Genomic DNA, 12579 nt, shown 5'->3' with positions numbered 1-12579 from the left:
GAGGCGTTAACAGGGGGCCCTTCCTTTCACGCCGAGGGCGGGCGCCAGGTGGCGCCGTGCAGGAGCTGTCCGGCGCCGAGCCAGGCGGCGTTCATCATCCGGGTGGCCGTCTTCTCCGGGTCGGCCTCCGGGTGGTCGGCAAGCCAGTCGGCCAGCGACTCGGTCGCGCCCACCAACGCGTACGCGACGACCTCCAGGTCGGTCTCGCCCACCTCGCGCCCCTCGGCGCGCAGGGCGTGGTCGAGCATCCCGGCGACCACCTCGACGAGGCGGGCGCGCATCGTGGCGATCTCCCCGGCGAACGGCTGCTCGCCCCGGGCCTGCCGGTAGAGGACCGCCCAGCCGTCCCGGTGTGCCCCGACGACACCGAAGAACGCCCGCAGGCCACGCCAGAGGCGTTCGTCGGCGGGCAGCTCGGGGGCCGCCGCCCCGGCGATGGCCTGCATCATCCGGGTGCCCTCGCGGTGCAGGCACGCGACGAACAGCTCCTCCTTCGTGCCCAGGTACGCGTAGACCATCGGCTTGGAGATGCCGGCATCGTCGGCGATCTCGTCCATGCTGGCCGCGTGGTAGCCGCGTCGGGAGAAGACCTTGACCGCCGCGTCGAGCATCTGCTGCTCGCGGACGGCCCTCGGGAGGCGGCGGAAGGTGGGTGCGCTGGACACCCTTGCGAGCATACCTACTCGTGCGTAAGGTTACGCACGAGTAGCCAAATCCCCCGGAAGGTGCACCACCATGACTGACTTCGACCCGGCCAACTTCGCCAACGTCGGCCCCAAGGAGTTCGCGCAGCTGGTCAAGTCCACCCCCGACGACAAGATCGCCGAGGTGATGTCCGGTGAGCAGCGCGGCAAGATCCTCAGCGAGGTCTTCGGCCGGATGCCGCAGCTGTTCCGCGCCGACCGGGCCGGCTCGACCAACGCCGTCATTCACTGGAACATCACCGGTCGCCCCGACGGTGGCACCGACACCTACGAGGTCGTCATCGAGAACGGCGCCTGCACGGTGAACGAGGGCGCCACCCGCGACCCGAAGCTCAGCCTCACCATGGGCCCGGTCGAGTTCCTGAAGATCGTCTCCGGTGGCGCCAACCCGGTGATGATGTTCATGACCGGCAAGCTCAAGGCCAAGGGCGACCTGGGCCTGGCCGCCAACATCGCCAACCTGTTCGACATCCCCAAGGCCTGACATGGCCGAGTTCTCGCTCGACCTGAACGAGGAACAGCGGGATCTGCGCGACTGGGTGCACGGCTTCGCCGCCGAGGTCGTGCGCCCGGCCGCGGCCGAGTGGGACGCGCGGGAGGAGACTCCGTGGCCGGTGATCCAGGAGGCGGCCAAGGTCGGCCTCTACGGCTTCGAGTTCCTCGCCACCTGCTGGGCCGACCCCACCGGGCTCTCCCTGCCGATCGCCAGCGAGGAGCTCTTCTGGGGTGACGCGGGCATCGGCCTGTCCATCTTCGGCACCTCGCTCGCCGTCGCCGCCATCTACGGTGCGGGCACGCCGGACCAGATGGTCGAATGGGTGCCGCAGTGCTTCGGTGACGTCGACAAGCCCGCCGTCGCCGCCTTCTGCACCAGCGAACCCGAGGCCGGCTCCGACGTGGGCGCCATGCGCACCCGGGCCGTCCACGACGAGGCCACCGACGAGTGGGTGCTGAGCGGCCAGAAGGCGTACGCCACCAACGGCGGCATCGCCGGCGTGCACGTGGTCACCGCCTCCGTCGACCCGTCGCTGGGCTCACGCGGACAGGCGGCCTTCGTCGTACCGCCGGGGACCGCCGGGTTGACCGCGACCCGCAAGCTGCGCAAGCTCGGCCTACGCGCGTCGCACACCGCCGACGTGTTCCTCGACGACGTACGCGTACCCGGGCGCTGCCTGCTCGGCGGCAAGGAGGCACTGGACGAGCGACTGGCCCGGGCCCGCTCCGGGCAGCGCGCCTCCGGCCAGGCCGCGATGCGCACCTTCGAGCTGTCCCGCCCGACCGTCGGGGCGCAGGCACTCGGGGTGGCCCGGGCCGCCTACGAGTACGCCCTGGACTACGCGAAGGACCGCGTCCAGTTCGGACGGCCCATCATCGCCAACCAGGCGGTCGCCTTCGCGCTGGCCGACATGAAGACGGAGATCGACGCCGCACGGCTGCTGGTGTGGCGGGCCTCATGGATGGGCCGCAACAACCGGCCGTTCACCGCCGGCGAGGGCTCCATGTCGAAGCTGAAGGCCGGCGAGGTGGCGGTCTCCGTCACCGAGAAGGCCGTGCAGCTGCTCGGCGGAGCCGGCTTCCTCCGCGACCACCCGGTCGAGCGGTGGTACCGGGACGCGAAGATCTACACCATCTTCGAGGGCACCTCGGAGATCCAGCGCCTGGTCATCTCCCGCGCCATCTCGGGCGTCCAGATCCGCTGACGCGCCCGCCGGTCCTCCGGCGGGCGCGCCGGATCGCCTCTCTCATGGCGGCCGCGTTTCCCGTACGTGTCCGACAGGTGGACTCGGGCCGAACGGCTGCTGGGCGGCACGCCTCCGCGAGGTGCATGATCGAGAAGAAGTCTCACGAAGGGCCCCTCGATCGGCCCTCTCCGGTACCGCGCGGAAGGAGGCCCGCGACATGGACCTGCCGTTCGTCGTCGCCACCCTCACCCGGCGCGGCCTGCTCGCACCGGGCCGTCCCGTCCGCATCGCCTCCCAGCTCGGCGCGCTCCGCCGGTGGGGATGGAGCCTCGCGGGCGAGCTGCGGCAGGCCGCCGCCCGCGACCCCGACCGGGTGGCGATCGTCGACGAGCAGGGGCACGAGCTCACGTACGCCCAGCTGCTGGACCGGGCCGAACGGCTCGCCCGGTCACTGCGGACCGCGCTCGGTGTCCGGGTCGGCGACCGGATCGGTGTGCTCTGCCGCAACCACCACGGCCTGGTCGAGACGGTGGTCGCCGGTACCCTGCTCGGCGCGGACGCGGTGCTGGTCAACACCGGTCTGTCCGCCGCGCAACTGGCCACGGTGGCCGAGGAGCAGCGCCTCCGGGTGCTCGTGCACGACACCGAGTTCGCCGACCGGGTCACCGGCCTGCCCGCCGACCTGCACCGCCTCGACGAGCAGGCCCGCGAGGAGCTGGTCGCCGGAGCCCTGCCGGGCGAACTGCGCCCGCCGGAACGCGACGGCCGGATCATCGTGCTGACCTCCGGCACCACCGGCACACCCAAGGGCGCCCGCCGGCCCACCCCCAACGGGTTCGGCCCGCTGGTGTCCATCATCGACCGCATCCCCCTGCACGCCCGGGACCGGGTGATGATCGCCGCGCCGCTCTTCCACACCTGGGGCTACGCCGCTCTCCAGGTGTGCTTCGCGCTGCGCGCCACGATCGTGCTGCACCGCCGTTTCGACCCGGCCGCCACCGTCGCCGCCCTCGTGACGCAGGGCTGCGACGCGCTGTTCGCCGTACCCGTGATGCTGCAACGACTGCTGGAGGAGCCGGCACCCGACCCACGACCGCCGCTGAAGGTGGTCGCGGTGAGCGGCTCCGCGCTGCCCGGCGGCCTGGCACCGGCCTTCATGGACACGTACGGTGACGTGCTCTACAACCTGTACGGCTCCACGGAGGTCTCCTGGGCCTCCATCGCCTCCCCGGCCGACCTGCGGACCGCGCCCACCACCGCCGGCCGACCGCCGCACGGGACCCGCCTGGCGATCCTCGACGACGACGGCCGGCCGGTGGCCGCCGGGCGGGTCGGGCGGATCTTCGTCGGCAACGAGATGCTCTTCGAGGGCTACACCTCCGGCGACGGCCGGGAACGCCGCGACGGCCTGCTGGACACCGGCGACCTGGGCCGGATGAACCCGGACGGACTGCTCTTCGTCGACGGCCGCGCCGACGACATGATCGTCTCCGGTGGAGAGAACGTCTTCCCGTCCGAGGTGGAGAACCTGCTCGCCGGGCTGCCCCAGGTACGCGAGGCGGCCGTGATCGGTGTGCCGGACCCCGAGTACGGGCAGCGCCTGGCCGCCTTCCTCGCCCTGCGCCCCGGCGAGACCCTCGACGAGGAGGCGGTCCGCGAGTACGTCCGGCACTACCTGGCCCGGTTCTCCGTGCCCCGGGACGTCGTCTTCGTGAAGTACCTGCCCCGCAACGCCACCGGCAAGGTCCTCACCCGCGAGCTGCGCCGCTACTACGGCTGACCGGCACACGTCCCGACCGGACCACCTAAGCTGATCTTCGCCATGGTCGACACCGGACACCGCCGCCGTACCCCGTTGTTGTTGGTGGAGGCGGCGACGCTGCTCTCGGCCACCGGCAACGGCGTGGCCGTCGTGGCCCTGCCGTGGCTGGTGCTGGAGCGGACCGGCAGCGCCACCGCGGCGGGCGTCGTCGCGGCGGCCGGCGGGTTGCCGCTGCTGCTGTCCAGCCTCGTCTCCGGCACGGTGGTCGACCTGCTCGGCCGACGTCGGACGGCGATGGTCTCCGACGCCCTGTCGGCGGCCTCGGTCGCCGCGATCCCCCTGGTCGACGCCACGCTCGGGCTGAACCTCGGCTGGATCGTGGCGCTCGCCGTCCTCGGCGCGGTCTTCGACCCGGCCGGCCTGACCGCCCGCGAGACGCTGCTCCCCGCCGCCGCACACGCCGCCGGCTGGCGCATCGAACGCGCCAACGGGGTGCACGAGGCGATCTTCGGCCTCGCCTTCCTGATCGGGCCGGGCGTCGGCGGCCTGCTCATCGCCACCGTGGGGCCCGGTCCGACGTTCTGGGTCACCGCCGCCGGCTTCGCGGTCTCGGTACTGCTGATAGCGGCCGTCCGCCTACCCGGCGCCGGCCGACCGGAGCGCCCGCCGAGCGGCCTGTGGCGGGGCACGCTGGAAGGGCTGCGCTTCGTCTGGCGGGACCGACTGCTCCGCACGATCGCCCTGATCACGATGGTGCTGGTCGCGCTCTACCTGCCGGTCGAGGGAGTGCTGCTGCCCGCCTGGTTCGTCGCGCAGGGAGAGCCCGCCCGGCTCGGCGCCGTCCTGATGGCCATGAGCGCCGGTGCGGTGCTGGGCGCGCTCGGCTCGTCCGCCGCCGGCCGGCTGGTCCGCCGCCGCACCCTGATGGCGGTCGCCCTGGTGGTCACCGGCGTGGCGCTGCTCGGCCTGGCGTTCCTGCCGCCGTACCCGGTCCTGCTCGGCTTCGCCGTCCTGGTCGGGCTCGCGTACGGGCCGGTGAACCCGCTGTCCAACTACGCGATGCAGACCCGCACGCCGGAACACCTCCGTGGGCGGGTCGTCGGGGTGATGACGTCCTTCGCGTACGCCGCCGGCCCGGCGGGCTACCTGCTCGCCGGGCCGTTGGTCGAGGGGCTGGGCCTGCGGACGGCCTTCCTGGTGCTGGCCGGGGCGTTGCTGGTCGCCGCCGTGGTGGCCGCGCCGCTGCCCGTCCTGCGGGCCCTGGACGAGCCACCCCGGCACCCGCCCGCCCCGCCGGGCGGGACCTCGGGACGAACCGAAGGGCCGGTGCCGCTCGGTGAGCAGTGGGCGCCGTCTGCGCACCGGGACCCGCCGGGTCAGGGGTAGAGCGTCAGCCCGGGCGTGCGGTCAGCCCGGAATCGTGATCCGGTCGCCGATCGCGGCGGCGGCGATGTCGGTGCGGTGGTGGGAGCCGGCCAGCCCGATGCCGCGTACCACCTCGTAGGCGGCGTCCCGCGCGGCGGCCAGGTCCGCGCCGGTGGCCGTACCGCAGAGGACGCGGCCCCCGGCGGAGAGCAACGCGCCGTCGGCGGCCCGGCGGACGGTGCCCGCGTGGATGACGCCGGGAGCGTCCGCGCCGGTGATGACGTCGCCGGTACGCGGAGCCGCCGGGTAGCCCTCCGCGGCGACCACGACGGTGACGGCGGCGCCGTCCCGCCAGCGCAGCGGCGGGTGCTCGGCCAGCGTGCCGGTGGCCGCGGCGTGCAGCAGACCGGCCAGCGGTGTCTCCAGCAACGCCAGCACGACCTGCGTCTCCGGGTCGCCGAAGCGGGCGTTGAACTCGATCACGCGGGGGCCGGCGGCGGTGATCGCCAGACCGACGTAGAGCAGGCCGGCGAACGGGGTGCCCCGGCGGCGCATCTCGGCCAGGGTCGGGTGGACGACGTCACGCATGACCTCGTCGACGAGGCCGGGCGGCGCCCACGGCAGCGGCGCGTACGCCCCCATGCCGCCGGTGTTCGGGCCGCTGTCGCCGTCGCCGACCCGCTTGAAGTCCTGCGCGGGCAGCAGCGGCACCGCCGCCTCGCCGTCGGTGACCACGAAGAGCGACACCTCGGGGCCGGCCAGGTACTCCTCGACGACGACCCGGCCGCACTCCTGCGCGTGCTCCAACGCCGCCGCCCGGTCGTCGGTGACGACGACACCCTTTCCGGCGGCGAGGCCGTCGTTCTTCACCACGTACGGCGTGCCGAACTCGTCGAGCGCCCGTGCGGTGCTCTCCGGGGCGGTGCAGGTGTACGCCCGCGCGGTCGGCACACCGGCGGCCGTCATCACGTCCTTCGCGAACGTCTTCGACCCCTCGAGCCGGGCGGCCTCGGCGGACGGCCCGAACACCGGGACACCCTTGGCGCGTACCGCGTCGGCGGCCCCCGCCACGAGCGGCGCCTCCGGCCCGATCACGACCAGGTCGGCCTGGACGTCCACGGCCAGCGCGGCGACAGCCGAAGGATCGACCGCGTCGAGGGCCCGCACCTCGGCCACCGCGGCGATCCCGGGATTCCCCGGCGCCGCAACCACTGCGGTCACCGACGGATCGGCCGCAAGCCCGAGCGCGAGCGCATGCTCCCGCCCCCCACCACCCACAAGAAGTACCCGCACGCCGGCATCCTACCGACCCCCACCCCGACCCCACCCCCCTCCCTGTTGATCAAGGGATTTGCGCCAGGTGCGGGGCTGACTACTGACGCATACCCCTTGATCAACGCAAGTGTCGGGGTCGGTTGAGCGCCTGCCGGACCGTCCACGGGATGTAGTGCGGGTCGAGGGTGTCCTGCCAGGTGAAGCGGAGGACGGTCCAGCCGGCGTTGACCAGGCGGTTCTGTCTGCGGCGGTCGGCGTACGCCGCCTCCGGCGTGCCGTGCGGGCCGCGGCCGTCCGCTTCGGCGATGACACTGGGCGCACGCCAGCCCAGGTCGCCGATGCCGAGCAGGTAGCCGTCGTCGTCCCGCACCTCCAGTTGCAGCACGTCCGGCGGGACCCGGCCGTCCACGCAGCGCAGCCGGGTGCGGGTCTCCAGCGGGGACTGCGCACGCCCGTCCGCCTCGGCCAGGTAGCCACGCGCCGCCACCGCGCCCCGCCGTCCCCTGATCAGTGCGGGTATGGCCGCCAACTCCGTCACGGTGATCAACTCACGGTTGAGCGCCGAGTCCAGCAGCGAGACGGCCGGATAGCGATGAGCGCGCAGCATCAGGTCGGCCAGCGTTCGCAACGGCGTCGTCGCGGCGATCCCGGCGACCCGGCAGGTGTCGCCGACCGGCACGGTCAACTGATGGACGACGAGGTGCGGATCGGTCGAACGCTGCGCGCGGGGTGCGGCAACCGGCACCGAGATGTGGATCTCGGACGTCGGCGCCAGGCCCGCGAGGCCGTACAGCTCCGCGGCCGTCCCCAGAACGGCGAACGCATCCGCGCCCAGGCTGGTCACCGCTGCCCTGATCCGCGCACGCCTCAGGTCGGCCGCGCGCTCCTCGGACGGCCAGGGCCGGAAACAGCCACGCGCCAGCCGCACCCAGCGGCCGGCACGGCAGTGATGACGGATGTCGTCTCGCGTGAAGCCGACACGAAGTGCCTGCTCCGTCGTGACCATCCCGTCCTGTGCCGACGCGACGCGCCGAAGCAACTCGATCCGTTCCACTGCGCCACGATCGCCACCCCCGCGCCCACCTCGCAGCCCCTGTGGACAAACCTGTGGACAACCGGCTGTCGCCCCACTCGACCGCCGTGTTGATCAAGGGGTTTAGGTCAGGAACAGCTCCGATCCTTGACGCAAACCCCTTGATCAACGGGAAGCGGGCGGGGGGGGGGGGGGGGGGGGGGGGGGGGGTGGGGGGGGTTAGGGGAGGAGGGGGTGGCGGATTACGTTTTCTTCTCGGCCTGGGCCTACTCCTACGATGCTGATTCGGGTGCCGCAGAGTTCTTCCAGGCGGGCTATGTAGCGCCTTGCGTTCTCCGGGAGGTCGTCCTCGGTTCTCGCCTTGGAGATGTCCTCCCACCAGCCGTCCAGCTCTTCGTAGATCGGCGTGGCGTGGTGGAAGTCGGTCTGCGTCATCGGCATGTCGTCGACCCGCTCGCCGTTGATCTCGTACCCGACGCAGATCGGCACCTTCGCCAGACCGGTGAGCACGTCGAGCTTGGTGACCACCAGGTCGGTGACGCCGTTGAGGCGGCAGGCGTACCGGGCGACGACGGCGTCGAACCAGCCGCAGCGCCGCTCCCGGCCGGTGGTGGTGCCGTACTCGTGACCGATCTTGCGCAGGTGCTGCCCGTTGTCGTCGAACAGCTCCGTCGGGAACGGCCCGGAGCCGACCCGCGTGGTGTACGCCTTGCTCACCGCGATGACCTTGGTGATGGCGGTCGGCGGGATGCCCGCGCCCACACACGCCCCACCGGCGGTCGGGTTGGACGAGGTCACGAAGGGATACGTGCCGTGGTCCATGTCGAGCATGGTGGCCTGGGCGCCCTCCAGCAGCACGGTCTCGCCGCGGTCCAGTGCGTCCCAGAGCATGACCCGCGTCTCCGCGATGTACGGCCGGAGCCGTTCCGCGTACGCCAGGTACTCCTCGATCGTCGCGTCGACGTCGATCGCCTTGCGGTTGTAGATCTTGAACAGGAGCTGGTTCTTCTCGCGCAGCGCGAGCTCCAGCTTCTTGCGCAGGATGCCCGGGTCCAGCAGGTCCTGCAGGCGGATGCCCATGCGGGCGACCTTGTCGCCGTACGCGGGGCCGATGCCCCGGCCGGTGGTGCCGATCCGGGACGAGCCGAGGTAGCGCTCGACCACCCGGTCCAGCGCCCGGTGGTGCGGCATGATCAGGTGCGCGTCACCCGAGATCCGCAGCCGGGAGACGTCCACGCCCCGCTCGGCGAGACCGTCGATCTCGGTGAGCAGCACCTTCGGGTCCACGACCACGCCGTTGCCGATGACGATCATCGCGCTCGGCGAGAGGGCACCCGACGGCATCAGGTGCAGCGCGTACTTCTGGCCGTCCGGCGTGATCACCGTGTGGCCGGCGTTGTTCCCGCCCGAGTAGCGCACGACGTAGTCGACCCGCTCACCCAGCAGGTCGGTAACCTTGCCCTTGCCCTCGTCGCCCCACTGAGCGCCGAGGAGCACGATCGCTGGCATCTTTTCCGCCTCCAGAAGGCTCGGGTGCCAGGTGGCGACCGGTCGGCGAGCCCGGGGTGTCAGGCTAACAAGTAGTGAGGGCGGGGCCGGCAGCGGTCACGCGAGAAGTAGGAGGCTCCCTCGTGTTCGACGTGGTGCTGCTCACCCTGGGCTCGGAGCGGGACGCTCCCGGTGGGGGCTGCGGCAGCGGCGGTGCCTGCTGCGGAGGCGCCGACGACCGGGCCGGCGACGCCAGCGGCGCGAAGACGGAGGACCGCTGCGAGACCCCCCGCGTACCGGTGCTGGCCTGCGCGGACGCGCTCACCGCCCGGGGTGCGCGGGTCGAGACGGTGACCGCCCGCTCGGACGCGGAGATCGACGAGGTGCTGGCCCGACTGGACGGTCCGCCGCGCCCCGACGGCCTCACCTGGCCGGATCCGGACTCCAAGACCCGCCTGGTCGTCGCCACGGCCAGTGACGCCCAGTTGCGCGCCGTCGTGCGCCGGCTCGTCCGCCGGTACGCCCCGCCGCCCAGCCGCCGCCCGGACGACCTGGCCGGCAACCGGACGGTGCCGGACCTGCCGGCGATCGGCGTACTCCCGCTGGATCCGGCCCGGTCCACCACGCAGCGCGACCTGGCCGCGCAGCTCGGCCTGCCGCGCGACCCGGCGGCGGTGGCCACCGCCGTGCTGGACGGCACGGCCCGGCGGCTCGATCTGCTACGCAACGACGGCGGCTCGGTGACCCTGGACGGCGCGCTGCTCGGCGCGGCCGACGACGGCGGCCGGCCGCTGCACTGGCGCGGCCGGGTGGAGGTGGACGACGCCGTGCTCACCGACGGCCACGACCTCCTGGTGGCGTGCGCGATCGGCAACGCCGGCGGGTACGCACACCTCGACGACGTGGCGCTGCTCGGCACGCCGGACCCGACGGACGGGCTGGTCGACGTCGCCGTGGCCGTCCCCGTGACGACCCGTTCGAGGTGGGGCCGACGGCGGGTAGGCCTGGAGGTGCGCCGGGCCCGGGGCCGCGCGGTGTCCGTGCTGCCACGTGAGGGAAAGGTGCCGTTCCTGGACGACGGGGCGGAGGGCGAGCTGGGCCGCAAGCGGTCCTGGTGGACCGAGCCGGGCGCCTGGGCGGTCTGGACGGCCTGAGCCGGCGCCCTGTCGCGGCGTCGAACCCCGGCTCGGCCGGGGGCCTATCCTCGGCAGGAGGACTGGGGAGGATCCGTGGTGGACGAGAACGCCGACCGGACGCACGTGCCCGGCCAGCAGCCGGTGCCCGAGCGGGACATCGAACCACTCTGGCCGACGGAGCAGGCCGGCGCGCACCCCTGGGCGCCGGCGGCCGGACCACCGCCGGTCCCACCACAGCCCGGTCGACCGCCGTCCCCCGCCGATTACCCGTCGCTCGGCACCGGGGCGGCCGCACCCGGCGGGTGGGCGATGATCGGCCCGCCGGCCGGAACAAGCTGGTCGCCGACGCCGGAGGCGGGTCACGGCCACCCGCCGGCGCAGACCGGTCCCCAGTGGGGTGCCGGCAGCGGTTTCCCACCGGCCACCGGGACGTACGGAGCTCCCACGGTGCCGGCTCCCCGGTCGACCGCCCCGGTCGACCTCGACATGCCGTTCAGCCTCGACCAGCCGGCCGCGTCGGGCGCCGACCCGACCGCCGTCCACCATCCGGGCCCGCAGGCCGGTGATCCGCACAGCCCCCGCCACGCCGACGGGTCGTCCGCCTCGGGGGTCGGGCCCGTACACGAGGCCACCACGGCCGTGCCGGTGCACCAGACGGACGGCGACGGCATCCCCGACCCGCACGCCACGGTCGATCCCGCGACCGGAGAGCCGGTGGCCGGCGCCGACGCGCCGGGGGACCCGGTCGACGGTCCGCCGGCGCACGGGGGCCGGGTGCCGACGGAGTCGCCGTGGGCCCAACCGCCGCAGCGTCCCGCCACCGGCGAGCCGGCGCCGCCCTGGGCGACGTCGCAGGCCGGGGCGCTGCCGGTGGTGACGCCGCCGGCCGTCCCCGAGGCCGGGGGCGAGACGCCGACGCCGCACGCCACGGAGATCCCCCCGCCGCCGCAGGTCGCGCCGCAGCAGTACGAGCCGGTGGCGGTGACGCCGCCCGTCCCGGCGCCGCCGGGCCCCTTCCCGCCGCAGCCCGCCTGGTACCCGCCGCCGTGGCAGCAGGGGGCCGTCCCGCAGTCCGGCCCGGTCCCGCCGCAGTACCCGCCGATGGAGGGCGCGCCGCCCGTGCAGCCCCCGTACCCGGAACCGGCCTGGAGCCCGGAGGTCGGCGCGCCGCCCACCGCCGAGGACTTCGCGCGCCGCCGCCAGGTCCGGCCCGCCGACCCGGTCGCCACCATGGGCGTACGCGCCATGGTGAACAAGACCGGGCTGCTGCGTCTGGCGCCGGGCCGGCACGAGCAGGAACTCCGGCGGGACATCGAGATGGTGCGCCGCAACTTCGGCGGGCTGCGGCAGGTGACCGTGGTCAACCCGAAGGGCGGCGCCGGCAAGACCGTGGCGATCCTGCTGCTGGCCATGACGTTCGGCCAGAAGCGCGGCGGTTACGTGCTCGCCTGGGACAACAACGAGACCCAGGGCACCCTCGGCATGCGCGCCCAGCAGGACTTCCACTCCCGCACGGTGCGGGACATGCTGCGCGACCTCGGCCAGTTCCACGGCGCGCACGGGCGCGTCGGCGACCTGTCGCAGTACGTCCGCTCCCAGGGCGAGGGGATGTTCGACGTCCTCGCCTCCGACGAGTCGGCGACCGGTGGCGAGATGCTCACCGCCGCCGCGTTCGCGGAGATCCGCGAGGTGGTCAGCCGCTTCTACAAGCTGATCTTCGTGGACACCGGCAACAACGTCCGGGCGCAGAACTGGCAGGCCGCGATGGACGCCACCGACCAGTTGCTGGTGACCATGTCGGCCCGGAACGACTCGGCCGAGACGGCTGCCCGGATGCTCGACCACCTGGAGCAGAGCGGCCGGCAGCGGCTGGTCCGGCAGGCGGTCACCGTGGTCTCCATGCCGCCGTCGCGCAAGGAGATCGACCTTCCCGCGATCCAGGAGCACTTCGCGGCGCGGACCCGGGCGGTGCTGCTGGCGCCGTACGAGAGGCTCATCGACAGCGGCGAGCCGATTCGCTACGGGGCGCTCTCGTCGGCCACCCGGGACGCCTGGTTGAAGATCGCCGCCGCGGTGGCCGAGGGACTGTGAGGCGGTGACGGCGTGACGGCCGGCCCGGATCTGCCGGACCGGC

Annotated in this window: 10 protein-coding genes and 1 pseudogene; 6 read left to right on the top strand and 5 right to left on the bottom strand. The window is 73.5% G+C overall.

What is annotated here, in order from left to right:
• Positions 1 to 26: 26 nt before the first annotated feature.
• A complete protein-coding gene (locus ACIBR0_RS07435; RefSeq protein WP_357030929.1) occupies positions 27 to 665 on the bottom strand; it encodes a TetR/AcrR family transcriptional regulator in 639 nt (212 codons plus the stop codon).
• Between the two features lie 70 nt (positions 666 to 735).
• Between ACIBR0_RS07435 and ACIBR0_RS07430 the strand changes: the two genes are divergently transcribed.
• From ACIBR0_RS07430 to ACIBR0_RS07415, 4 genes are all read left to right on the top strand, one after another.
• Complete coding sequence (locus ACIBR0_RS07430) at positions 736 to 1188, top strand: SCP2 sterol-binding domain-containing protein (RefSeq protein ID WP_396713176.1); 453 nt, start codon at positions 736 to 738, stop codon at positions 1186 to 1188.
• 1 nt (position 1189) lies between these two features.
• Complete coding sequence (locus ACIBR0_RS07425) at positions 1190 to 2404, top strand: acyl-CoA dehydrogenase family protein (protein ID WP_357030935.1); 1215 nt, start codon at positions 1190 to 1192, stop codon at positions 2402 to 2404.
• Positions 2405 to 2603: 199 nt separating this feature from the next.
• Positions 2604 to 4166, top strand: coding sequence for an AMP-binding protein (locus tag ACIBR0_RS07420; protein WP_357030938.1), 1563 nt, complete (start codon positions 2604 to 2606; stop codon positions 4164 to 4166).
• Positions 4167 to 4208: 42 nt separating this feature from the next.
• On the top strand, positions 4209 to 5534 hold the full coding sequence (locus ACIBR0_RS07415; RefSeq protein WP_396713173.1) for an MFS transporter: 1326 nt from the start codon (positions 4209 to 4211) through the stop codon (positions 5532 to 5534).
• Positions 5535 to 5555: 21 nt separating this feature from the next.
• Here ACIBR0_RS07415 and purD read toward each other — a convergent pair whose 3' ends face one another.
• The 4 genes and pseudogenes from purD to ACIBR0_RS07395 all read right to left on the bottom strand — a co-directional run bounded on the left by purD (position 5556) and on the right by ACIBR0_RS07395 (position 9330).
• Complete coding sequence (gene purD, locus ACIBR0_RS07410) at positions 5556 to 6806, bottom strand: phosphoribosylamine--glycine ligase (RefSeq protein WP_396713171.1); 1251 nt, start codon at positions 6804 to 6806, stop codon at positions 5556 to 5558.
• Between the two features lie 100 nt (positions 6807 to 6906).
• The gene (locus tag ACIBR0_RS07405) at positions 6907 to 7632 is read right to left on the bottom strand and encodes a hypothetical protein (RefSeq protein ID WP_396713279.1); all 726 of its coding nucleotides are present in this window, start codon (positions 7630 to 7632) and stop codon (positions 6907 to 6909) included.
• Positions 7633 to 7701: 69 nt separating this feature from the next.
• Positions 7702 to 7842, bottom strand: a pseudogene (locus tag ACIBR0_RS07400) (type IV toxin-antitoxin system AbiEi family antitoxin domain-containing protein); the annotation flags it as partial.
• Positions 7843 to 8040: 198 nt separating this feature from the next.
• On the bottom strand, positions 8041 to 9330 hold the full coding sequence (locus ACIBR0_RS07395) for an adenylosuccinate synthase (protein ID WP_357040463.1): 1290 nt from the start codon (positions 9328 to 9330) through the stop codon (positions 8041 to 8043).
• A 122-nt stretch (positions 9331 to 9452) separates the two neighbouring features.
• Here ACIBR0_RS07395 and ACIBR0_RS07390 point away from each other — a divergent pair, with 122 nt between their 5' ends.
• Both ACIBR0_RS07390 and ACIBR0_RS07385 read left to right on the top strand, forming a co-directional pair.
• Positions 9453 to 10463 (top strand): hypothetical protein, encoded by a 1011-nt coding sequence (locus ACIBR0_RS07390; RefSeq protein WP_396713169.1) that lies wholly within the window; start codon positions 9453 to 9455, stop codon positions 10461 to 10463.
• Between the two features lie 291 nt (positions 10464 to 10754).
• On the top strand, positions 10755 to 12536 hold the full coding sequence (locus tag ACIBR0_RS07385) for a chromosome partitioning protein (protein WP_396713278.1): 1782 nt from the start codon (positions 10755 to 10757) through the stop codon (positions 12534 to 12536).
• The last annotated feature ends 43 nt before the right edge of the window (positions 12537 to 12579 follow it).

Source organism: Micromonospora sp. NPDC049497 (genome assembly GCF_044465805.1).
In the GTDB taxonomy this organism is placed as follows: domain Bacteria; phylum Actinomycetota; class Actinomycetes; order Mycobacteriales; family Micromonosporaceae; genus Micromonospora.
Note: the sequence above shows the minus strand (reverse complement) of the source record. Positions and strands in the feature narration are given on the sequence as shown.